The sequence below is a fragment of the Streptomyces sp. NPDC088116 genome (assembly GCF_044741745.1).
Classification (GTDB): Bacteria; Actinomycetota; Actinomycetes; order Streptomycetales; family Streptomycetaceae; genus Streptomyces.
This window is the reverse complement of sequence record NZ_JBIUTF010000007.1, coordinates 482,353-503,434: the sequence shown is the minus strand read 5'-3', so window position 1 is coordinate 503,434 and position 21,082 is coordinate 482,353. Positions and strand designations below refer to the sequence as shown.

Genomic DNA, 21,082 nt, shown 5'->3' with positions numbered 1-21,082 from the left:
CAGCAACCTCCGCAGCCTCGCCCGCCTCGGTCGACCCGGATCAGACGCTGGCCCTGATCAGCACGTGGCAGACGATGCCGCTGTTCCCGCAATCGTTGCGGGGCAGGCTCAACGGCAGGCTCGCGATATTGCCGCTCGCCGCCCCGCTCCCCGCGACGGTCCCGGCGGCCGCCTGCGCGCCTCCCTGGTTGACGCAGGTGTTGCCGAACACCGCGTTCCCGATCCCGACGACATTGGCGTGCGCGGCCCCGGCGGGGACCAACGCGGCCCCCAGCACCGCACCGACGGCCGCCGCCCGCTTACCCACATTCCGGGCGCCCTCGGCCGCCGGGTTCCGCTCATCCATGTTCACGCTCACGGCACTCCGTCCTTGTGACGGCTCCCGGCCCCGGCCGGCACCCGCACGGATGACGCCCGGTGACGAAGCCGGGCTACTGAGCCGATCAACGACGAACCGCCCGTCCAGGTACGCAACCCCTCGTGCTCGTTCACCCGTGCTCGCCCCCACCCGGGCGTGTCACACACCGCCTCTGCTGCTGCGCTTGTTGCGCTCCGCGAGACGCGCGCTGAGATCGTCGCCGGACGAGGCGGAGGGCTCGAAGCCGGGGCACTTGGGGCTGCCGCACTGGCAGGCGGGCCACTTGAGAGCGTCACCGGGAGCGAGGTCAGCCCCGTCACCGCCGGGGTCCTTCCACACGATGAGTACGCCGTCCACCCCGAACACGTCGGAAAGCCGGGACAGAAACCGGCGCGCCTCGCTACTCGCCATCGGACAACCGCCGCCTCAGACCGGCCTCGACGTCCCTCAGCAGAGCGGGCGTTGGCCACGCGTATCCGTCACGCGGCACCCAGTCGGGTGCGAGCCGCCAGAATCCGCCCACGGTGAGCGGCACGGTCAAGTCGTCGGCACCGGCGGCCGGTCGGGGAGCCGGGTGGGATAGGGGGTCCATGAGCCCTCCTTTTACGATTAGTTACGAACCGTGTTCAGAGTGCGATGGCCGGCGCTACCGTGGGAAGTGCTTCACCGTCCAACCTGCATGTTGGGCATTTCGGTATGGCTTCGAGTGCCTGAGCTGCATGGATACGGCGAGTGGCACCGGTTCCCAGGGCAGTGGTCAAGGGGGTTTCGTGTGACAGAACGACACGGTGTTTACGGCGCGGCGGGCGATCCGCGCGAGAAATTCGGCGATGCGTTGCGTGACGCCCGCAAGACCCGAAAGGCGGGCCGGATCTCACAGACGGATCTGGGCAGGCTGTCGCGTACATCGAAGTCCACGATCAGCCGCATCGAAGGCGGAGTGCCGCCGATCGCCGGCAACTTGCCCGCACTGTTCGATCAGATCTTTGAGACGGACGGCCAGTTCAAGCGACTGTACGAGGACGTGGTCGACCAGTCGTACCCAGCCCAGTACCGACGCCGCATGACTCTGGAGCGGCAGGCCACGGCCATCCTGGAGTGGTCACCCACCCTCATCCCCGGCCTCTTCCAGACCGCCGAGTACGCCCGCGCACTGTTCCGGTGCGGCTACCGACGGGCGACCGAAGAGAACATCGCCAAAATGGTGCGGGCGCGGCTCGCACGGCAGGAGGTTCTACGGAGCGAAGCTCCCCCGACTGTTCGCGTAGTGGTCTGTGAATCCGTGATTCGGCGCCGAATCGGGAGCCACGACATGATGCGCGAACAACTGGCGGTGCTCCTGGGCCATGGCGAACGGCCGACCACACGCGTACAAGTAATGCCGCTCGACGCGGAACCTCATCCGCTCACAGATGGGGCGATCACGCTCCTGACGGCGCCAAACCATGCGACGACGCTCTGCGTCGAGGCTTACCGTACGGCGAACATCAGCGACGATCCCGACAACGTCCGGGCAGCGGTACGCGCCTACGACGACCTGAGCAGCGAGGCGCTATCGGCACGGGAGAGCGCCGCCCTCATCAGAAAGCAGATGGAGACACTATGAACCTCAACCCCGCTCCCACTGTGTGGGTCAAGTCGAGCTACACCAGCCACGAAGGCGGCAACTGCGTCGAGTGGTCCCCCACCTACGCCCACGACTACGGCGTCGTCCCGGTCCGCGACAGCAAGGCCCCCCAGCGCCGGTCCCTCACCTTCACCCCCGCCGCCTGGTCCGGCTTCGTAACCTTCGCCGCCGGCCTTCAGTCGGCGAGGACGACTCCGTAACCTCCCGCCACACTCACGAACGACTCCTCCAACTCACGACATAGGACTCCACGGTCAGGATCCAGGTCCAGCGGTCCGCCGCCTCCGGGGTGAGAGGCGACTTCCTGTCACCACACGGGTTGTATGAGCACGGACAACCGGATAGGACTGTCCGCGTGACTGATCAACGCAGCTTCGCCCGTACCGTCATCGCGCTCTCCCTGGCCGTGATCGCCTGTTGTGTGCTCACTTTCACCATCATGCTGTTGGCCGGGAGTCCCGCCGTGCAGCCGCAGCGCGTTCTGGATCAGGAAGCGCTGGCGCGGGCCGTGCTCAACCACGCCGAATCCGACAGCTCCTTCGCCAAGCCCCCGACCATCGACGATGTCAGCTGCCCCGCTTCCATCCCCGTCGAGGCGGGCCGGGAGTTTGAATGCAACGTCGGCGTCGGCACCGGCAACACCGGCGGCCGCGCCTGGGTCAAGGTGAAGATCAAGGACGATCAGGGCGACCTGTCAATGGACTGAGGAACGGCAGAGCGCGTACACCAGCGGCCCGGACGGGAACTCCGGGGGCATCGCCCGCCACTTGATGCCGTACCGAGGCCGGTGCCCCGGCCACTCGGTATCCGCGAGCCGCCAAGAGGCCCTTTCTTCACGCCTCCGCACCAACCAACTCACCCGATTCGGCACGCCGTTCGAGGCAGATCGATCACGCGCACGGATAGAGAACAGCAGTTACTCGGTAATTCCCCCAAGAGGAGCCACACCGGCCCCGATTACCCGTTGAACAGATCCATGGGACCAGATTCTCACCCGTCCCATATCGGCGTGGCTGTGAGAGTGGCGTGCCGTGGTGTGCGTAACTCTGAGCCATGGATCGCGAGGAGCGCGGACCATTGAGGCCGTTCCTGCTGGAGGTAAAGGGTGTCACGTCAGCGACAAAGGCTGGGAGTACTCGCCGTCGCGGCTCTGGTTCTGTTGGGTCCTTCGATCGCACCGGCGGCTTCGGTCACTCCGCCCGCTGCGGCAACCTCTTGGTCGGTCGGTAAGACCGTCCAAGGGCAGACCGTTCGAGCGAGTCTGTTGGCCGACGAGGACCCTGGCTATCTCAAGAGGCGCCAGGAATCGCAGGCCAAGGGATTCATCGACTCCGACGGCAGGGTCCCGGGAAGTCAGCGCGAGGGAATCCGGGCGTGGCCACGCGATGACACGGGATACCGTGTCCAGCCTCGGGACCTGGCCTTCCTCGGGCTGACGTGGCAACAGGTCGACTGGTGGCGGCGCTACCAGGCACCGTTGGGTACGACTCCCCGGCAGTTCAAGGACATGTCGTCGTCTCTGTTCAAGGCCCTGTGCTCCGGCTGTGAGCGTCCCAAGGACTACGACGTGCGACTCCATGGTTCATGGGCGTTCTTCTTCTCTGGCGGCCACAAGAACTTCCCGACCGAACGGGAGTTGGCAGGGCAGCCTCGGGCGCTGGAGAAGCTCCGGGAGTGGATGGGCTCCACACCTGCCGGCGAGCGCCCGGCACGCCGTCCGTTCGACACATTGCACAAACTGGGGGCGCTCGATGAGAACGGGATGGCGGTCGCGCCCAGCGACGGCGATATTCACATCTCATCCGATGTGATGGTGACAGCGGCCCGGAAGAAGTGGGATGAGCTGAAGGACTCGGGAAAGCTCACCGATGAAGAAGTCCGAAAGGGCTTCATTCACCAGAAGTACAGTTTCATCAACCGGACCGCGGTCCGTGAGGCATTCCCGAAGCTTGCCAAGTGGGCGGCCATGTGGAAAGAACGATTGGGGCGTGCTGTCGCGCCTTCACTGTTCCCCAGCTCCGGACCTCCCAACAAGTCTCAGGTGGGGAATGGAGTGTCCACTCATTTCCGGGACTCCGACTGGGTGGTAGCACTTCCGCCGAAGCACTGATCGCGTTGCGGGCCGGGTGGTACGTGGGGCATCCGCGACAGTGAGCCGGTGGCGCCCGGCAGTTGGACGCCGTGGGCGTGTACGTGTCGTCACTCCGATACGTACACGCCCACAGCGTCGTCCCGGTCCGCGACAGCAAGGCCCTCGGTTCAAGGTCTCGACCGCGCCCCGCCCCACCTCACGCCCGTGGCTCTCCCTCGTCCGCCGCCCGCCCACGTCGGCTCTCCTGCCGCACCGCGAGCGCGACCGGATAGTCCTTGCGGAAGGACCTGAGCGTGGCGACGCACATGCCGATCATCACCACGCTGAACGGCAGGGCGATGATGATCGCGACCGTCTTCAGTGTGTCGAGCGAGGCCGTGTCGCTCTCGGAGTCGGAGGCCATCAGCAGCGCTATGGCCACGGCTCCCTCCATCAGGGCCCACAGGGCCCGGCCCCAGACCGGTGGGGTGGGGTTGCCTCCGGAGGCGAGCATGACGACCACGTACGAGCCGGAGTCGGACGAGGTCACGAAGAACAGCACGCCCAGCAGGATCGCCACACCGACGACGAACGTGCCGCCGGGCAGCGTCTGGAGCAGTTGGAAGAGGGCGTTGTCCTCGTTGACCTTGTCGCCCGCGCCGACGATGTCGCCCTGGCCGAACAGCTCGTTGTGGAGGGCCGAGCCGCCGAAGACGGCGAACCAGACGATGTTCAGCAGCGTCGGGACCAGCAGCACACCGCAGACGAACTCCCGTACGGTGCGCCCGCGTGAGATGCGGGCGATGAAGACGCCGACGAAGGGCGCCCAGGATATCCACCAGCCCCAGTAGAAGACGGTCCACCGGTTGACCCAGTCGGTGCCCGCCACGCCGTGCGAGGCTCCCGTGTCGAAGCTCAGGCGGGCCATGTTCTGGAGGTAGCCGCCGAGGTCCTGCACCAGGCCGTTGAAGATGAACAGCGTCGGTCCGGCGACGAGTACGAACAGCGCGACGGCCGCCGCCAGGCCCATGTTGACGTTCGACAGCCACTTGATGCCCCGGCCGATGCCCGACACCACGGAGAGGGTGGTGATCCCGGTGATGACGATGATGAGGACGACCAGCACCGGCTTGCCCGGGTCGTGGACCGCGTCGATGAAGTCCAGGCCGCTGGCGACCTGCATCACCCCGAGGCCGAGCGACGTGGCCACGCCGAAGAGGGTGCCGACGATGGCGACGACGTCGATGGCGTCGCCCCACGCGCCCTTCACCCGGTCGCCGAAGACCGGCTCCAGTGCCCAGCGGATCGATATCGAACGGCCCTTGCGGTGGACGGAGTTGGCCACGGCCAGACCGACGACGACGTAGATGGCCCACGGGTGGATCCCCCAGTGCAGGAACGTCTGCACCATGGCGGCCTCGGACCTGGCCGCTTCGCCTCCGGCCACTCCGGGCCTCGGGTCCTCGGCGAAGAAGGTCAGCGGCTCGGCGACGCCCCAGAAGACGAGGCCGATCCCCATGCCGGCCGTGAAGAGCATCGTGAGCCAGGCGCCGACGCTGAACTCGGGCTTCTCGTCGTCCTTCGCGAGCCTGATGGATCCGAACCGGCCCAGGCACATCCAGAGCGCGAAGACGACGAACAGCGACACCAGGGCCACGTAGTACCAGCTCAGCTTGGAGGCCAACTCCCGCTGTACGTACTGGACCTGACGGGCCGCGTCGTCCTGGCCGATCACGGCGTAGAGGACAAACCCGATGACGACCGCGATGGCGGGCCAGAACACGCGCGGCGCGACAGACGACATACGCGCGCCCGTCCCACGCGGAAGTCCCCGCAGAAGCCCTCGCGGCAGCCAAGCCGGCAATCCTCGGAGCAGTCCGCGCGATATCGCCCGCGGCTTTCCTCGCGCCGCACCCCGCAGTTTCCCCCGTAACGCCCCCCGTAGCTTCCCCCGCTTACCCCGCTTGTCCCGCTTGTCCCGTGCCTGCGGAGTTCGCTGCCCATCCGGTCTCACCGTTGTGTGCGCAGCCACGCGCTTTCCGTTCTGTACTTGTCTGTGCCGGAATCCACCAATGGGAATCCCACCAGCGGTTGACGGCTGGTCAGACCCGCCAACCGGCCCCGTGCGACGAACGGCCGTTCCATGACACACGGCCCGACGGGCTGCTCCTGCCCAGAATCCCCGACTTCATTATGGCCATCGCATCGCCAATAGTGATGGCATATGCGCGGGGCGTGTGCGCTGGGGGTGGTGCTGTGCCGATAACGGCCATTACCTGGAGGCGGACACCAACCCCCGTCATGATGAAGGGGGTTGACCTGGACGAAGAAGGCCGGCCCGGTGACAGCCACGATTCCGTCCAAGGGGGATATTTGAATGAGCCGGACAGCGCAGGTACGCATCACGGCGTGGAACGCGCGTTTCGACGAGGGCGACGACCGCGTCCTGCGGCAGCGGGACGAACTCTTCGGTGAACTGCACCGGGACACGGGCAGCCTGGTCCAGCGGCAGGTCCCGGGCCCACCCGGCGCGAAGGGCGCGACGGTGGACATGCTGCTGATGCTCGCCAGCCCCGCCGTCGTCGCGGGCGCGGTGTCCGTCACCAAGGCGTGGCTGGGCCGGGACCGGGACCGCAGGGTGCGGGTCGACTGGGAGGCCGCCGACGGACAGCTCCGTTCGGTGGTCGTCGACGGGAACGCGGTCGACTCCGAGACGATGCGCGTGGCCCTGGAACAGGCACTCGGTGACCAGCGGCGGACGCTTGAGGGCCAGCAGGCCGACGGCAATGGGTGAACCGGAATACCGCGCCCTGCTGATCGGCAACGCCACGTTCCCGCAGGAGCCCGAGCACCTCCCCGACCTCAAGGGGCCGCGCACCGACGTCGACGAACTGCACCGGGTCCTGGTGGACCGGGAGGTGGGACTGTACGAGCTGGGGTCGGTCGAGACCGCCCTCGACGAGACCAACCAGGAGCTCAAGACCCGGCTCGTACGGTTCTTCGGGCGGGCCCGTCCCGACGAACAGCTCCTCCTCTACTACAGCGGCCACGGCCGCCTGGACACCGCCAGCCGCCTTCACCTGTGCGCCAGGGACACCACGCTCGAACTGCTGCGTACCCATTCCCTCCAGCACCAGCTCATCAACGAGCTGATCGACGACTGTCCCGCGCGGGCCATCGTCGTCCTGCTGGACTGCTGCTTCAGCGGCGTCGCCGCCGTCAAGGGCCTTGATGTGGCGCAGCAGTTGGCCGGTCAGGGGCGGTACGTCCTGGCCAGCTCCAGCCACGCGGACTACTCCCGCGACGCGGCGACGGACGGCGAACTCAGCCCGTTCACCCATGCCTTGGTGCAGGGGCTGGAGAGCGGGGTGGCCGGGCACGACGGCTACGTCATGTTCCAGGACCTGTACTCCTACATGCAGCAGAGCCTCGCCACCGCGGGTCCGGTCCCGCACATGAAGGCGGCGGGCGGCGCGGGCCAGCTCCCGATGGCACGCCGCCGCGACAGCGCCCCCGGCCGGCGGGCCCGGCCCCTGGTGGGACCGGGCAGCGACGTCAACCCCACGGCGGCCGACCTCTCCCCGGAGTTCCTGGACAGCCGAGGTAACGGTTCCTCACTGCCGGTGTGCAGCGACGCCCGAGGGGTCCTCTACGCCCGCCTGCCGGACAACCGGACGGCCTTCGGTGTCACCAGGGACGACCTCGTCGCGGCCGGACGCGGCGAGATCGTCGACGCGTACCTCTACGACGAGGCCGACGCCACGTCCATCGGCAAGAACGTGGACATCACCTACTCCGAGCGCCGCGCCGTCCGCTCCATCTCGGAGGACGGCTCGGTGTACTTCGGGCTGCCCAGCAGACAGGTCATCACCTGGAACCGGCGACAGGTGGCCACCTTCACCCACGCCAAGGAGATGGACTACTGGCCACGGATCCGTCCCTGGCGAAGACGTGGCGAGGACCGCTGGACCGACGCGCAGGACCCGGCCTTCGACAGCCTCGCCGCCGCGCCCAAACGGCTGGTCGCACTGGTGGGAGCCTGTATCGGGGTCCTCACGCTGACGCTCGTCCTGTACGACCTGACGCGGGACGGCCGGATGGCCGACCAGGACGTTCCGGCGGCGGTCCAGACCCTGGCGTTCGTGCACCTGACGGCGGCCTTCCTGGGCGTCATCGGCTGTGTCGCCGGCTGTCTCGGCACGAGCAGGAAGCTGTGGGCCCTGGCCAAGATCCGCCAGGTGCGCGGCGATCCGGCGGCGAACGTCACGGCCATGGTCATGGTGCACAAGGTGAAACGGGTCCGGCTGTACAGCATGGCGGGCGGGGTCGAGGACTCGTGGGAGGCCTGGGCCTTCCTCTGGCCCAAGGAGCAGCGGCACGTCAAGGGCGTGTCCCCGCAGCTGTCGGTCCCGCTCCTCGACTCGTACCTCCGCACCCATCAGTACGTCCTGCAGAACGTACTCAGCCGCGATGGCTCGACGGTCGCCGAGGGCGAGGACTGGCAGATAGTCGAGGTGATCGGCGACCCACGGCCGGGAGAATGGGTGCTGCTGCGGACGGCCCAGGGCACGATCTGGCCGAAGGGGTCCGCCGTGGACTCGATGCCCTGGGAGACGATGAGGTCCACGTCGCCCGGCCCGACGTGACGCGCCGGATCAACCGCGACGTCCTCGCCTGGAACGCAACCGATCCGCCCCGAGCAGCACGGCGCTCCAGAGACCGGGGCGGTCCGCCTTGATCCGTCCTGCGATACGGTCACCGCACACTCGAGCCGAGAGGGGAATCGTGGCCGACTACCTCGCTGTCCTCACCACGACCGATTCCGGAGGCAAGGCACAGAGCCTCGCCGCGACAGCGGTCGAAAAACACCTCGCCGCCTGCGCCCAGATCGACGGACCAGTGACGAGCGTCTATCGGTGGGAGGGAAAGATCGAGACCGACACCGAGTGGCGCGTGCTCTACAAGACGACCGCCGCGCGGTACGACGAACTCGCCGCGCACATCAAGGCGGTACACGACTACGACACACCCGAAATCATCGCGACCCCCATCACGAAGGGCAGCGACGAGTACCTCGCATGGCTGGACTCGGAGACGAGCGCGTAAGGCTCCTAACAGAGATCAGGGTTGCTCGGCGTCTGGGACTCACGGTCGGACTCACCTCGAACGGGGAGAACGGCGCCGCGGTCCTGCCCGCCGCCGCCGAGGCCGGTCTCGACCGCATCAACCTGTCCGTGTTCGGCACCACACCCGACGAACTGGCCGCAGTGCAGGCCCCGCGCCTCGCCTCCCCGAAACTCGCCGAGCGCAAGCTCGCCGCCCTCGACGCCACGATCGAGGCCGCGACCGCCCACGGGGTCAAGGTGTCCGCGACCATCGTCATTCCCGACCGCGACCACGTCGAGCGCGTTCTGCGTATCATCGAGCGGCACGGCCGCGCCGTCGTGGTCCGGATGCTCGTGTCACTGGAGGACGGGGGTGCCTCCCTCGATGCCATGCGGGCGGTCGTCGACCACCTTGGCGCCGTGCCACTCCGCCGCATCATCACTGCCGGCGCATCCGATCAGCGCGTGCGGTACCGGCTGCCTGCCCCGGAACGAGTAACGCCCCCGGGGAGATCCCTCCCCGGGGGCGCTCTGCCGCATCACCGCAGGTCAGTACCGCTCCGGCGCGTCCTTCGCGTCCCGCTCCGCGTCCTCCGCCGCCTGCCACGCGATGCCGTCCAGGATGTCGTGTTCGCTCACGACGACCTCCCGGGCCCCGGTCCGCTCCATGATCGCGAGCAGGACGAGGGAGCCCGCGCCGATGACGTCCGTCCGGCCCTCGTGCATGACGGGGATCGCGGCGCGCTCGTCGTGCGTGGCCGTGAGCAGGTGGTCGGTGATCTCCTTGACCCGCTCGTAGGGGATCCGGGAGTGGTGGATCGCGGCCGAGTCGTATCCGCTCAGGCCGAGCGCGACGCCCGCCACCGTGGTCACCGAACCGGCCAGCCCGACCAGGGTCCTGGGCTCCCGCAGCGGGACGGTCTTCTCGGCCAGGTCGAGGGCCGCCTCGATGTCGGCGCGGACCGCCTCGATGTCGGCCGTCTCGTACGGGTCGCTGACGACTCCGTCGCGTACGAGATGGCGCTCGGTGAGCCGTACGCAGCCGATGTCCACGGACCGGGCCGCCCGCACCCGGTCGTCACCGACGACGAACTCGGTCGAGCCCCCGCCGATGTCCACGACCAGGTAACTGTCCTGGCCCGGCAACTCCTTGGTGGCGCCGGTGAAGGAGAACTCCGCCTCCTGGTCGCCGGTGATCACCTCGGGCTCCACGCCCAGGATGTCCCGGACACCTCGGACGAACTCGTCGCGGTTCTCGGCGTCGCGCGAGGCGGACGTGGCGACGAAGCGGATCCGCTCGGCGCCGTGCTTCTCGATGACGGCGGCGTACTCCCGGCAGGCGGCGAAGGTACGCTCCAGCGCCTCGGGGGCGAGCCGGCCGGTGCGGTCCACGCCCTGGCCGAGCCGGACAATCGTCATCCGCCGGTCCAGATCGACCAGTTCGCCGGTGCCGGGGTGGGCGTCGGCGACGAGCAGGCGGATGGAGTTCGTACCGCAGTCGATGGCGGCGACCCTGGTCATGCGCCGTCCCCGTCCGTCGCGCGGGCATCCGTGCCGGTCGCGTGCGCCTCCGCGCACGGCGTGACGCACGGGCCCTTCGCCCACCACTCGGGCAGCATCGCGATCGCCTCGTCACCCAGCGGGTTCACCCCGGGGCCGGCCGCCAGCGAGTGGCCCACCAGTACGTGCAGGCACTTCACCCGGTCCGGCATACCGCCGGCGCTGGGGAAGCCCTCCAGTACGTCGATGGCGTCACGGCGCGCGATGTAGTCCTCGTGGGCCTCGCGGTACGCGGCGGCCAGTTCGGGGTCGGCCGCGAGGCGCTCGGTCATCTCCTTCATGACGCCGTTCGCCTCCAGCGTGCCGATGGCCGAGGCCGCGCGCGGGCAGGTCAGGTAGTACGTCGTCGGGAAGGGCGTGCCGTCGGGGAGCCGCGGGGCGGTCTCGACCACGTCCGGCTGTCCGCAGGGGCAGCGGTGCGCGATGGCCCGCAGTCCGCGCGGCGGGCGGCCGAGCTGTTCCTGGAAAGCGGCGACGTCCGCCTCGGTGGGCTCGGTGCGTGCGGTCTGCGGAGGGGGCGTGTCCATGCCTGCCTAGTTCTACGTTCTTGTGTTCTGCGTGAATTCGTTGACGTACGGAGTATCCGGTGCGTCCGGCAGCTCCACCGTATGCCCGGAGCGCGGATCGCGGACCGTCGCCGCCTACCGGTTCGGGCGGTCCGCGTTGTCCACGCCTTCCAGGACGTTCGAGTACCAGGGGCGCTCCTCCGCTCCCCGCTCCTCGCGTTCCCGCTTCTTCGCGTCCGGGTCGATCACGGTGTAGCCGGTCTCCCCGGGCTTCAGGTAGTGGAGGTGCTCGCGGGCGAGGCGCTCGATGTACGCGTCGTCCTGGAGCCGTTCCTTCTCGTCGCGCAACTCCTCGACCCGCTGCTTCGCCTCGCGGGCCAGCCGCTCCTGGTCGGCGATCTCGTTCCGCTGCGACACGTACTGCCGCATCGGATACGCCAGTGCCACGACCAGCGTGCAGACGACCAGAGCGAGGAAGGCCGCCCGGCCGGTGAGCCGGGAGCGGCGGTCCTGCCGGCGGGTCTGCGAGCGGTAGACCCGGGCGGCGGTCTGCGCGCCGAGCACCCGCAGCCTGGTCGCGGTGGAGAACCGGTCCCGGTTCCCGGCCATGGCCGCCTCCCCTGTTTACGTGCGTACGTCCCCGGACACGGTACGGGACCGCGGCCGGGGACGTACGGACGACGGGCGGGTCAGCCCTCGCGCACGCCGATCACGGCGACGAAGCCGCTGACGCGGAGAGCCGCTTACGCGGAGCGGAACCGGGGGAACGCGCTGCGGCCCGCGTACACCGCCGCGTCGTCGAGGATCTCCTCGATGCGCAGCAGCTGGTTGTACTTGGCTACGCGCTCGGAGCGGGCCGGGGCGCCGGTCTTGATCTGGCCGCAGTTGGTGGCGACGGCGAGGTCCGCGATGGTGACGTCCTCGGTCTCACCGGAACGGTGCGACATCATGCACTTGAAGCCGTTGCGCTGGGCCAGCTCGACGGCGTCCAGGGTCTCGGTCAGCGAACCGATCTGGTTGACCTTGACGAGCAGCGCGTTGGCGGCGCCGTCCTCGATGCCGCGGGCCAGGCGCTCCGGGTTGGTGACGAACAGGTCGTCGCCGACGATCTGGACCTTGGTGCCGAGCTTGTCCGTGAGGGCCTTCCAGCCGGCCCAGTCGTCCTCGAACAGCGGGTCCTCGATGGAGACGAGCGGGTACGAGGCGACGAGCTCCTCGTAGTACTCGGTCATCTCGGCGGCCGAGCGGGACTTGCCCTCGAACTCGTAGCTGCCGTCCTTGTAGAACTCGGAGGCGGCCACGTCGAGCGCGAGCGCGATGTCGCGGCCCGGGACGTAACCGGCTTCCTTCACGGCCTCCAGGATCAGGTCCAGCGCGGCGCGGTTCGACTCCAGGTTCGGCGCGAAGCCGCCCTCGTCGCCGAGGCCGGTGGAGAGCCCCTTCTCCTTCAGGACCTTCTTGAGGGTGTGGTAGATCTCGGCACCCCAGCGCAGGGCCTCGGAGAAGGACTCCGCGCCGATCGGGGCGATCATGAACTCCTGGATGTCCACGTTGGAGTCGGCGTGCGAGCCGCCGTTCAGGATGTTCATCATCGGAACGGGCAGCAGGTGCGCGTTCGGGCCGCCCAGGTAGCGGAAGAGCGGGAGGTCGGAGGCCTCGGAGGCGGCGTGCGCGACGGCGAGGGAGACGCCGAGGATGGCGTTGGCGCCGAGCGACGACTTGTCCGGGGTGGCGTCCAGGTCGAACATCGCCTGGTCGATCAGGCGCTGCTCGGTGGCGTCGTACCCGACGAGCTCCGGGCCGATCTGCTCGATGACGGCGAGAACCGCCTTCTCGACGCCCTTGCCCTGGTAGCGGTTCTGGTCACCGTCACGGAGTTCAAGGGCCTCGAACGCACCGGTGGACGCACCGGAGGGGACAGCAGCACGACCCGTGCTGCCGTCGTCGAGGCCGACCTCGACCTCGACCGTGGGGTTACCTCGCGAGTCAAGGATTTCCCGGGCTACGACGACGTCGATGGACGGCACGAGCATCTCCTTCTGGGATGTGGCGCTGGAAGTGCAGGGTCTCTTTGGCCTTGCGACATGAGCCTAACCGCCTCGCGGCCTTCGACCGGCGGGCGGCCGCCTCTAAGAATCCGCCCAGGACGAGAAAGAGGCCTGTTTCCGCGCCGGACGAGGGAAGGACAGGGTCGCGAATCCGCTGCGTGACGGGCCGATGACGGACCGGTGACAGGCCGGGTGACAGATCGGGGGACGAGCCCGTGACAGCGCGAACCCCGGACCGGCGCGTACGGGGGTGAACGCGCCGGGCCGGGGCGGCCTGTGGGGGGCGCCGCCCCGCAGGGCGGCCCGAGGGGGGATCAGCTCGGCTGGAGCTGATCCCCTTCGGATCTCCGGATCTCCGGATCTACGGACCTCCGGATCAGCTCAGGTGGAGCTGCTGGCCCGGGTAGATCACATCGGCGCTGTTGACGATGTCCTTGTTCAGCTCGAAGACCTTCTTCCAGCCGCCCTTGACCTTCTTGGCGTCGGCGATCTTCGAGAGGGTGTCGCCGGACTTGACCTTGTACTCGCCGTCACCCTTCTTGATCGTGACCGGACGGCTCTCGCTGCGCGAGGCGGGCTGCTCGGCATCGCGGGTGGACTGCTTCGGCTGCGCCTGCTGCTCGGGGGCGGCCTGCTGCCGGGACTGCTGCGGCTGCTCCTGCGTACCGGAGCCGGAGTCCGACGAGCCCGAACCGGAGTCGGACGAGCCGGAGCCGGAGCCCGAGCCGGAGGCGCCGGACAGGCTCACGCCGCAGCTCGGCCAGGCGCCCTTGCCCTGGCTGGCCAGGACCTTCTCGGCGACCGAGATCTGCTGCGACTTGGATGCCTGGTCGGCGCTGGAGGCGTAGGAGGTGCCGCCGTACGCCGCCCAGGTGGACGACGAGAACTGGAGGCCACCGAAGTAACCGTTACCGGTGTTGATGGACCAGTTGCCGCCGGACTCGCACTGGGCGACCTGGTCCCACTCGGACGAGGACGCGGCCGACGCGGACGTGGCGCCGATCAGCGGGGCCGCGACGGCGGCACCGGTGATCCCGGCCAGCGTGGCGTAGCGAGCGGCCCTGGACGGGCGGCGGTGCTTGGCCTTACCGGAAAACAGCATGGATCATCCCCTCACCGACGCCTACGAGGTCAGCTGTCGGGTTCGGGCCAAGTGAGTTGCCCGGCCGCGTGTTCGCACACGCGGCTTCACCCCAAGCCGGTCCCCGCCGTATCGCGGGACGCTGTTGGGCGTCCCTCTCCACGGCCGGGCCCGGCGCTAAAACCTTGGGTCCCCCGCTCCTGCCTTCGGCGCTTGACGCGACGACTGTTCCCCCCGACCGACGGCAGGATTCGGCGTTTCGGTCGACGGGGCCCGCGGTGCGAGCGGTTCAGACCGTAATCACAGGCCCCCCGGTTGTTCAAAGGAGCACAACCCGGGTAAATCGCCCTTACCTCCCCTGTCGTTGATCACGTTTCCGCTGGTGAGGGGCGAATCCGACCAACTACCGGAGCAATGGGCATCACTTGTGGCAAAGAGACCCTTGTCTCAGTTGCCCATACGTGGACATAGACCCCCGTAACACCCCTCGAACTGCCCTTGCCCCGCGCCGAGATCAGGGCGCTGATCAGGGGCGGACCGTCGAATCCGGGGCCCACGACGGCCCGTTCAACGCGCGCCCGCCCGCCGGCCGGCTCACACCCACCCGCCGGACACCTTCTGCTCGGCACCGACGAGCCAGACGGGGTCGCCGACGCCGTGCTGGCCGTCCGGAATGTACGGACCCTGCACCCCGCCGTCCGTGGCGTCCGTGAGACCGCCCGCGTCCCGTGCCGGTCCGTCACTTCGCGAGGCACGGCCGTCCGATGCGCGCTCGTCCGCGCCGCCCGAGGCGGATTCCTCCGGCGCCGCGCTCCCCCGGTGCTTGCCGGTGGCCGGCCCGGTACTCGCGCCCGCTCTGTCCTCGTCGGAGCCGTCGCCGGAACTGGAGGCTCCGGGCGAGGGCGTCTCCGCGGAGCCGGAAGGGGTCGAGCCGTCCTTCTTCTCGCCGTCGTCGGAGGCGGAGGGCGTGGCGCTCGGGTCGGCCGAGGAGCCGTCCGTCGGTCCGGTGCTCCCGTCCGTGGGGCCGGACGGCTCGGAGGTGGACTCCGAGGTGTCGCCGTCGCCGGTCAGGATGCCGGTCAGCCCGGCGATCGTGGCGCAGCTGAGCCAGGGCGTGATCCCCTGGGCCTTGAGCACCTTCTCCGCCACCGCTATCTGCTGGGTGCGGCTGGCGAGGTCGGGGCGGGACGCGTACTCGCCGCCACCGAATTTGTCCCAGGTCGCCTGGGACATCTGCAGTCCGCCGTAGAAGCCGTTACCGAGGTCCGCGCTCCATGTGCCGCCGCTCTCGCACTCGGCCACGCGGTCCCACGAAGACGATTCCGCCGCGCTGGCGCTGGTGGCACCGAGCAGCGGAATGGCGATTGCCGATCCTGTCACCCCCGCGGCGACGATCAGAGCAGGGGCCTGGCGAGGTCGACGGTGTCGGCCGTTCCCGGAGCGCATGCGGTTGCCTTCCGTGTGAATGTCAGTTCGACTACAGCGTGTGTCTGCTGTGAATGTTCGTGAACGTAGCGGTACTCGAACGTCTGTCACAAGCCGATGCAGGGAAGATCACGCGAATATCACAGTCTTGACGTACCGTCAGGAAGTCGCTGGTCGGACATTGCCGTGAACCGCACCGGAAGCGTGCGCAATCCCCGCATGATGAGCCCTCCCCGCCAGCGCAAATCAGCAGGATCCTCCGCAAGCCGCACATCCGGAAGCCGGGTCAGCAGCGTCGCGAGCGCGGCCTGGCCCTCCAGGCGCGCGAGGGGCGCACCGAGGCAGTAGTGGATGCCGTGCCCGTAGCCGAGGTGCTGGTTGTCACGGCGCGCGAGATCGAGCGTGTCCGGTTCGGCGAAGCGCTCCGGGTCCCGGTCGGCGGCGGCCAGTACGACCAGTACGGGCTCCCCCGTCGCGATCCGCTGCCCGCCGAGCGTCAGCGGCTCGGTGGCGTACCGCCACGTCGCCAGCTCCACCGGGCCGTCGTAGCGCAGCAGCTCCTCGACGGCCGTAGCGAGCAGATCCGTCTCCCCCGCGTCCAGCGAGGCCTGGAGCCGGGCGCGCTGCTCCGGGTGCCGCATTAGCGTGTACATGCCATTGCCGATGAGGTTGACCGTCGTCTCGAACCCGGCGAACAGGATGATGAAGGCCATCGCGGCGGCCTCGTTCTCGGAGAGGTGCTCGCCGTGATCGCCGGCGCGGATCAGCCCGGAGATCAGGTCGTCGCCCGGGTTCTCCCTTTTACGGTGGATGAGTTCGGCCAGATAGCCACGGATCTTCTTGACCGAGCGCGCGACGCCACCGCGCGGCCCGCCACCGTGACGGATCATCATGCCCGCCCAGTCACGGAAGTCGTCCTGGTCCTCGCGCGGCACACCGAGCAGGTCGCAGATCGCGTAGATGGGGAGCGGGAAAGCGAACTCGTGGATCAGATCCGCCTCGCCCCCGGCCGCGAACCCGTCGATCAGATGGTCCGTCAATTCCTGTACGCGAGGCGCGAATTCGGCGACCCGGCGTGGAGTGAACGCCTTGGAGACCAGCCGGCGCAGCCGGGTGTGGTCGGGCGGATCGATGTTCAGCAGATGCGTCATCAGATCCGCGTTGCGCTCCCCCGGGATCCCGGTCTTGCCCCGGGCGTGCGCCGGGCCCGCGTGATGCACGGGGTTCTTCGAGAGCCGCGCGTCGGCGAGCGCCTGCTTGGCGTCCCCGTACCGCGTCACCAGCCAGGCCTCGACCCCGCTCGGCAGCGTGGCCCGGTGCACGGGGGCGTGCTCGCGGAGCCAGGCGTACGCGGGGTACGGATCGGTGGCGAATTCCCATGTGAAGAGCGTGGGCATGGGGGACGGGGAGCCCGGTTCGACGGACGGCTGGGCGTGCATATGTCCAAAAGTAACCGCCGCCCGCACCCGGGTTCCGGGCCGGGCACGTGCCCGGCGGAGACGTGGTTACGCTCAGTGCCCCTCGGCCGCGCGGATCGCGTCCCTATATGCACGGGCCGCCGCGCGCAGCGCCGTCTCCGGGTCGATCCCGTCCTCCTCCGCCCGTACCGCCAGCGCGAGCAGCTCGTACCCGATGCCCTCGCCGGCCGGGAGGGGGACCTCCAGTCCGGCGGTACGGGTACGGCCCGCGAGCTTGGAGGCGAGGGCGAGACCGGGCTGGCCCAGCGGGACGCCGTCGGTGACCGAGTCTCGCTGCTTCTCGATCGCTTTCGTACGCAGCCAGTGCGCCTTGACCTCCTCGGCGGTCTCGGCCGTCTCGTCGCCGAATACATGGGGATGGCGGTGGATCAGCTTCTCCACGATCGTGCCCGCGACGTCGTCGATCGAGAACGGCTCGATGCCCTCTTCCACGTCCAGGCCGTCCTGCGCGATACGGGCGTGGAAGACGACCTGGAGGAGTACGTCCCCGAGTTCCTCGCGCAGTTCGTCGCCGTCGCCGTCCTCGATCGCCTCGACCAGTTCGTACGCCTCCTCGATGGCGTACTTGGCGAGCCCCTTGTGGGTCTTGGCGGACGTCCAGGGGCACTCGGTACGGATCCGGTCCATGACCTGGACGAGATCGAGGAGCCGGGCGCCCGGCAGGTCGTACGAGCCGGGGAGCAGCTCCAGGTCCGGCATCGGGACCCGGCCCGACCCGGCGAGCCGGGCGAGTCCGTCGGTGAGCGCGCTGTCCGTACCGTCTCCGTCGGCGGACGGGACGACCACGACCGTACGGCCGCCGGCGCAGGCGTCCACCAGCTCCCGCGCGTCGGCCACGGTGCGCTCGACGGTGATGCCCGCCTCACGCAGATACGGCAACTGCGGATGGCCGGCGTCGGCGCACAGCACCCGGTCGGCTTCGCGCAGCGTCTGCCAGGCGGGCCAGGACAGCAGTCCGGGCGCGACCCGGTGGCTGGCGGTCAGCAGGACGATACGGCCGGTGGCTGCGGGAGCTTCGTCTGTCACGCCTCGAACCTACCTCCGGCCGCCGGCGGACCCGCCCCCGGCCACCTGCCACCGGCCGTCGGCTGCCCGCCCGGCTGCCGGGCCGCGTCGGGTCTCAGGCGCCCGTCGGCTCCTGCTGCGGCGCCTCGCGGGTGACCTGGGTGATCCACGGCGTCCTGCTCTCGCCGAGCCGGACCTGCTTGTCGTCCCAGCTGCCGTACCGGGGATTGACGTCGACCCCGAGCTTCTCGGACGTGGCGGTCAGCCGGGCGAGGACCTTGGCCTGCCCCTGGGGCGTCGTGGTGTTGGCCCCGACGGCCCGCGCCAGCTTGGTCAGCAGGACCTCGCGGCGGATCGCGCCGTCGATCTGGCCCGAGGACAGGGCGCCCTGCTGGAGCAGCAGCGCGGCGAACTGCTTCTCGCCGCCCGACTGCGCGGCGGCCTGCTGCCGGGCGCTCTGGATCTCCTTGCGGCTGACCTTCACCCCGGCGTCGGCGGCGGACCGCTCCAGGACCCGGTCGAAGATCATGGTGTTCAGCTTGGCCTGGCCGAGCTGCGCCGTGTTCTTGATGAGCTGCGCGGACTGCGGCGAACCGTCCTGCGCGTCCCGGACATCCCGTACCTGGGCCTGGAGCGTGGACACCTCGATCCGCTGCCCCCCGACGACCGCGGCGGCTCCCGGGTGGGCGTCATTGCCGCAGGCGGTGAGGAGAGGAGCCGCGGCGAGAAGCGCGACAAAGACGGAGAGCGCGGTGCGACGGCGGCGGTGCAAAGGGGCCTCCCGGCGTGATTGTGCGGCGATGCACAAGACCTTGCGGTGATCGATGGTAGGCAGTCGGCGTGACCTCGGCCACTGGTTCGACCAACGATTCACCAGGAGATTGAGGTACGCGGCGAGGCAGCGGCCGATCCGCGCGTGGTTCACCCGGCGGACACCTGGCCCGGGATCCTGTTCACCCCACGGATATCGCCCCGTTCACCTGACGCCTCCTAGGGTCCTTTGGCTGGAGAGCTACGCCTTGCCGCGCATTGCCGCGCGTTGGCGAATTCCCGCGCCTTGGCGAAGCCGAAGGCGGAACCGAAGCCGAAGCGGACACGAACGGAACCCACGGAATGACTCAAGCGACACTGGCTCGGGTACCGGACCCGGCATCCGAGCCAGGGACACCGCCGGCAACCTCGGCGGCGCCCGCCCCACGGCACAACCGGATGCGCGCCCTGGACGGGCTGCGCATCCTGGCCGCGCTCATGGTGTGCGTCTACCACTACGCGGGCCGGGGCGGCGAGGTCGGCGACGCCTGGGGCAGGTCGCCCAACGAGCTGTTCCCCGATCTGTCGCCGCTCGCCGCCTACGGCTGCCTCGGCGTGCAGATCTTCTTCGTGATCAGTGGCTTCGTCATCTGCATGAGCAGCTGGGGACGTTCGCTCGGGGACTTCTTCCGCTCCCGTGTGTCCCGGCTCTACCCGGCGTACTGGGCGGCGATCGTCCTCGTCACCGCCGCGTGCGTCGTACTCCCCTCGGTCAGCGAGCCGCTGCGCGTCAACGAGGTGCTGGTCAACCTGACCATGCTGCAACAGCCCATGGGCGCGGACCGGGTGCTCGGAGTCTGCTGGACGCTCTGGGTCGAGGCGCGCTTCTATCTGCTCTTCGCGCTCTTCGTGGTGTGGAAGGGCGTCACCTACCGCCGCGTGGTGATCTTCTGCTGCCTGTGGACCGTGGCCACCGTGCTCGCCGTCGTCGCCGACCAGCCGATCATCGACGAGATCGTGATGCAGGAGTACGCGCCGTTCTTCATCGGCGGCCTCGCGCTCTACCTGATCCACCGGTACGGCAGCGATCTGCTCCTCTGGGGCATCGTCGCCACCAGCTGGCTGCTCGGCCAGCGCTTCGCGACCACCGCGCTGTGGAACCCCGACGCCACCAGTGTCTTCGTGGAGCGTTCGCCGCATGTGATCCTGCTGATCGTCACCTTCGCCTTCGCGTCGGTGGCCGCCGTCGCCCTGGGGTGGCTGCGCTGGGCGGACTGGCGCTGGCTGACCTTCGCCGGGACCCTCACGTACCCCTTCTACCTGGTCCACGAGCACCTCGGCTGGTTCGCGATCGCCGTCCTGCACAAGCGCTTCGGCCTGGCGGCGTGGCTGACGCTCATCGCCACGGTCGTCTTGATGCTCGTGGTGGCCTGGCTCCTGCACCGGCTGGTGGAGAAGCCGTTCGGGCCGCGCCTCAAGCGGGCGATGAAGCTACAGGCCGGCCGAATGCGGGCGTAGCCCGGAGTCCCGCTTCTCCTGATCGTCCGCCGTGTCCTCGTCCCGCTCCCCGCCACCGCGATCGGGGCGGGTCAGGATCGTGCGGGAGACCACGAAGGTGATCGGGACAGCCGCTGCCGCCGTGATCAGGGGCGCGTAGCGGCTGCTGAAGTGCAGGACGTCCACCAGCAGGTAGACACCGGTCGTGGTGATCACGAAGTTCGCGGCGTTGGTGAGCGGGAAGAGCAGGAACTTCCGCCAGGTCGGCCGGATCCGGTAGGTGAACCGGCTGTTCAGGAAGAACGAGCCCGTCATGCTCAGCAGAAAAGCGAGCACGTGCGAGACGACGTACGGCAGCCGGTTCAGCAGAAACAGATAACAGGCGTAGTACGTCCCGGTGTTGATGACGCCGACCAAGGCGAACCTGACCATCTGGACCCGGACCGTCATCTGCGTACGTGCACTCCCTCTTCCTTCTCGGTGCCCGCTCGCCACGCTCACACAGGCCACGGCCACGGACCACGGCCACGCCCCCCGGCCACCAAGGAGTGTGGCACAGCGGGTTCACGGC

At 69.0% G+C, this 21,082-nt stretch carries 22 protein-coding genes, 1 pseudogene and 1 riboswitch; of the genes and pseudogenes, 9 read left to right on the top strand and 14 right to left on the bottom strand.

What is annotated here, in order from left to right:
- Positions 1–40 precede the first annotated feature (40 nt).
- The 3 genes from ACIOJD_RS28400 to ACIOJD_RS28390 form a co-directional block, all read right to left on the bottom strand.
- Positions 41–358, bottom strand: a complete 318-nt coding sequence (locus ACIOJD_RS28400) for a chaplin family protein (protein ID WP_401918688.1) — start codon at positions 356–358, stop codon at positions 41–43.
- A gap of 159 nt (positions 359–517) precedes the next feature.
- Positions 518–769 carry a hypothetical protein gene (locus ACIOJD_RS28395; RefSeq protein ID WP_401918686.1) on the bottom strand — a complete coding sequence of 84 codons (252 nt, stop codon included), beginning with the start codon at positions 767–769 and terminating at the stop codon, positions 518–520.
- Positions 759–950 carry a hypothetical protein gene (locus ACIOJD_RS28390; protein ID WP_401918684.1) on the bottom strand — a complete coding sequence of 64 codons (192 nt, stop codon included), beginning with the start codon at positions 948–950 and terminating at the stop codon, positions 759–761. Before ACIOJD_RS28390 ends, ACIOJD_RS28395 begins: the two co-directional genes overlap by 11 nt.
- A 180-nt stretch (positions 951–1,130) precedes the next feature.
- Between ACIOJD_RS28390 and ACIOJD_RS28385 the strand changes: the two genes are divergently transcribed.
- The 4 genes from ACIOJD_RS28385 to ACIOJD_RS28370 all read left to right on the top strand — a co-directional run bounded on the left by ACIOJD_RS28385 (position 1,131) and on the right by ACIOJD_RS28370 (position 4,095).
- On the top strand, positions 1,131–1,964 hold the full coding sequence (locus tag ACIOJD_RS28385; RefSeq protein WP_401918682.1) for a helix-turn-helix domain-containing protein: 834 nt from the start codon (positions 1,131–1,133) through the stop codon (positions 1,962–1,964).
- Complete coding sequence (locus ACIOJD_RS28380) at positions 1,961–2,185, top strand: DUF397 domain-containing protein (protein ID WP_401918680.1); 225 nt, start codon at positions 1,961–1,963, stop codon at positions 2,183–2,185. The genes ACIOJD_RS28385 and ACIOJD_RS28380 overlap by 4 nt, the downstream gene beginning before the upstream one ends.
- Positions 2,186–2,340: 155 nt before the next feature.
- Complete coding sequence (locus ACIOJD_RS28375) at positions 2,341–2,691, top strand: DUF4333 domain-containing protein (RefSeq protein ID WP_401918678.1); 351 nt, start codon at positions 2,341–2,343, stop codon at positions 2,689–2,691.
- Between the two features lie 558 nt (positions 2,692–3,249).
- Positions 3,250–4,095: a hypothetical protein gene (locus ACIOJD_RS28370; RefSeq protein WP_401918676.1), complete on the top strand. Its 846-nt coding sequence runs from the start codon at positions 3,250–3,252 to the stop codon at positions 4,093–4,095.
- Positions 4,096–4,273: 178 nt separating this feature from the next.
- Here the strand turns inward: ACIOJD_RS28370 and ACIOJD_RS28365 are convergent, their stop codons facing one another.
- Entirely contained in the window at positions 4,274–5,860 is a 1,587-nt protein-coding gene (locus ACIOJD_RS28365) for a BCCT family transporter (protein WP_401918675.1), read from the bottom strand.
- Positions 5,861–6,433: 573 nt separating this feature from the next.
- Here ACIOJD_RS28365 and ACIOJD_RS28360 point away from each other — a divergent pair.
- From ACIOJD_RS28360 to ACIOJD_RS28345, 4 genes and pseudogenes are all read left to right on the top strand, one after another.
- Positions 6,434–6,850: a hypothetical protein gene (locus tag ACIOJD_RS28360; RefSeq protein ID WP_401918673.1), complete on the top strand. Its 417-nt coding sequence runs from the start codon at positions 6,434–6,436 to the stop codon at positions 6,848–6,850.
- Positions 6,843–8,702 carry a caspase domain-containing protein gene (locus ACIOJD_RS28355; RefSeq protein WP_401918671.1) on the top strand — a complete coding sequence of 620 codons (1,860 nt, stop codon included), beginning with the start codon at positions 6,843–6,845 and terminating at the stop codon, positions 8,700–8,702. The genes ACIOJD_RS28360 and ACIOJD_RS28355 overlap by 8 nt, the downstream gene beginning before the upstream one ends.
- A 139-nt stretch (positions 8,703–8,841) precedes the next feature.
- The gene (gene cutA / locus ACIOJD_RS28350; protein WP_401918670.1) at positions 8,842–9,162 is read left to right on the top strand and encodes a divalent-cation tolerance protein CutA; all 321 of its coding nucleotides are present in this window, start codon (positions 8,842–8,844) and stop codon (positions 9,160–9,162) included.
- Between the two features lie 14 nt (positions 9,163–9,176).
- Positions 9,177–9,644, top strand: a pseudogene (locus ACIOJD_RS28345) (radical SAM protein); the annotation flags it as partial.
- Positions 9,645–9,710: 66 nt separating this feature from the next.
- Here ACIOJD_RS28345 and ACIOJD_RS28340 read toward each other — a convergent pair.
- The 9 genes from ACIOJD_RS28340 to ACIOJD_RS28300 all read right to left on the bottom strand — a co-directional run bounded on the left by ACIOJD_RS28340 (position 9,711) and on the right by ACIOJD_RS28300 (position 19,036).
- Positions 9,711–10,682 (bottom strand): exopolyphosphatase, encoded by a 972-nt coding sequence (locus ACIOJD_RS28340; RefSeq protein ID WP_401918668.1) that lies wholly within the window; start codon positions 10,680–10,682, stop codon positions 9,711–9,713.
- Positions 10,679–11,248, bottom strand: a complete 570-nt coding sequence (locus ACIOJD_RS28335; protein WP_401918666.1) for a DUF501 domain-containing protein — start codon at positions 11,246–11,248, stop codon at positions 10,679–10,681. Before ACIOJD_RS28335 ends, ACIOJD_RS28340 begins: the two co-directional genes overlap by 4 nt.
- Positions 11,249–11,362: 114 nt before the next feature.
- The gene (locus tag ACIOJD_RS28330; protein ID WP_401918664.1) at positions 11,363–11,836 is read right to left on the bottom strand and encodes a septum formation initiator family protein; all 474 of its coding nucleotides are present in this window, start codon (positions 11,834–11,836) and stop codon (positions 11,363–11,365) included.
- Positions 11,837–11,970: 134 nt separating this feature from the next.
- Positions 11,971–13,254 carry a phosphopyruvate hydratase gene (gene eno, locus ACIOJD_RS28325; RefSeq protein WP_401888146.1) on the bottom strand — a complete coding sequence of 428 codons (1,284 nt, stop codon included), beginning with the start codon at positions 13,252–13,254 and terminating at the stop codon, positions 11,971–11,973.
- Positions 13,255–13,651: 397 nt separating this feature from the next.
- Positions 13,652–14,377, bottom strand: coding sequence for a transglycosylase family protein (locus ACIOJD_RS28320; protein WP_401918662.1), 726 nt, complete (start codon positions 14,375–14,377; stop codon positions 13,652–13,654).
- A gap of 3 nt (positions 14,378–14,380) precedes the next feature.
- Positions 14,381–14,578, bottom strand: a riboswitch (cyclic di-AMP (ydaO/yuaA leader).
- A gap of 372 nt (positions 14,579–14,950) precedes the next feature.
- The gene (locus ACIOJD_RS28315; protein WP_401918660.1) at positions 14,951–15,736 is read right to left on the bottom strand and encodes a transglycosylase family protein; all 786 of its coding nucleotides are present in this window, start codon (positions 15,734–15,736) and stop codon (positions 14,951–14,953) included.
- A gap of 185 nt (positions 15,737–15,921) precedes the next feature.
- Entirely contained in the window at positions 15,922–17,220 is a 1,299-nt protein-coding gene (locus ACIOJD_RS28310) for a cytochrome P450 (RefSeq protein WP_401918658.1), read from the bottom strand.
- Positions 17,221–17,292: 72 nt separating this feature from the next.
- Positions 17,293–18,285, bottom strand: coding sequence for a nucleoside triphosphate pyrophosphohydrolase (locus ACIOJD_RS28305; protein ID WP_401918656.1), 993 nt, complete (start codon positions 18,283–18,285; stop codon positions 17,293–17,295).
- Between the two features lie 94 nt (positions 18,286–18,379).
- Positions 18,380–19,036, bottom strand: coding sequence for a SurA N-terminal domain-containing protein (locus ACIOJD_RS28300; protein ID WP_401918654.1), 657 nt, complete (start codon positions 19,034–19,036; stop codon positions 18,380–18,382).
- 341 nt (positions 19,037–19,377) lie between these two features.
- On the opposite strand from ACIOJD_RS28300, the gene ACIOJD_RS28295 reads away from it, so the two are divergent.
- Positions 19,378–20,532: an acyltransferase family protein gene (locus ACIOJD_RS28295; RefSeq protein WP_401918652.1), complete on the top strand. Its 1,155-nt coding sequence runs from the start codon at positions 19,378–19,380 to the stop codon at positions 20,530–20,532.
- Here ACIOJD_RS28295 and ACIOJD_RS28290 read toward each other — a convergent pair.
- Complete coding sequence (locus ACIOJD_RS28290; RefSeq protein WP_401918650.1) at positions 20,506–20,961, bottom strand: GtrA family protein; 456 nt, start codon at positions 20,959–20,961, stop codon at positions 20,506–20,508. The two genes, ACIOJD_RS28295 and ACIOJD_RS28290, sit on opposite strands and share 27 nt — an antisense overlap.
- Positions 20,962–21,082: the final 121 nt, after the last annotated feature.

Excerpts from the sequence above, each read along its gene's own strand:
- ACIOJD_RS28395 (WP_401918686.1), bottom strand. The coding sequence starts at position 769 with ATGGCGAGTAGCGAGGCGCGCCGGTTTCTGTCCCGGCTTTCCGACGTG.
- ACIOJD_RS28390 (WP_401918684.1), bottom strand. The coding sequence starts at position 950 with ATGGACCCCCTATCCCACCCGGCTCCCCGACCGGCCGCCGGTGCCGAC.
- ACIOJD_RS28380 (WP_401918680.1), top strand. The coding sequence starts at position 1,961 with ATGAACCTCAACCCCGCTCCCACTGTGTGGGTCAAGTCGAGCTACACC.
- ACIOJD_RS28365 (WP_401918675.1), bottom strand. The coding sequence starts at position 5,860 with ATGTCGTCTGTCGCGCCGCGCGTGTTCTGGCCCGCCATCGCGGTCGTC.
- ACIOJD_RS28360 (WP_401918673.1), top strand. The coding sequence starts at position 6,434 with ATGAGCCGGACAGCGCAGGTACGCATCACGGCGTGGAACGCGCGTTTC.
- ACIOJD_RS28355 (WP_401918671.1), top strand. The coding sequence starts at position 6,843 with ATGGGTGAACCGGAATACCGCGCCCTGCTGATCGGCAACGCCACGTTC.
- ACIOJD_RS28340 (WP_401918668.1), bottom strand. The coding sequence starts at position 10,682 with ATGACCAGGGTCGCCGCCATCGACTGCGGTACGAACTCCATCCGCCTG.
- ACIOJD_RS28335 (WP_401918666.1), bottom strand. The coding sequence starts at position 11,248 with ATGGACACGCCCCCTCCGCAGACCGCACGCACCGAGCCCACCGAGGCG.
- ACIOJD_RS28330 (WP_401918664.1), bottom strand. The coding sequence starts at position 11,836 with ATGGCCGGGAACCGGGACCGGTTCTCCACCGCGACCAGGCTGCGGGTG.
- ACIOJD_RS28320 (WP_401918662.1), bottom strand. The coding sequence starts at position 14,377 with ATGCTGTTTTCCGGTAAGGCCAAGCACCGCCGCCCGTCCAGGGCCGCT.
- ACIOJD_RS28310 (WP_401918658.1), bottom strand. The coding sequence starts at position 17,220 with ATGCACGCCCAGCCGTCCGTCGAACCGGGCTCCCCGTCCCCCATGCCC.
- ACIOJD_RS28295 (WP_401918652.1), top strand. The coding sequence starts at position 19,378 with ATGACTCAAGCGACACTGGCTCGGGTACCGGACCCGGCATCCGAGCCA.
- ACIOJD_RS28290 (WP_401918650.1), bottom strand. The coding sequence starts at position 20,961 with ATGACGGTCCGGGTCCAGATGGTCAGGTTCGCCTTGGTCGGCGTCATC.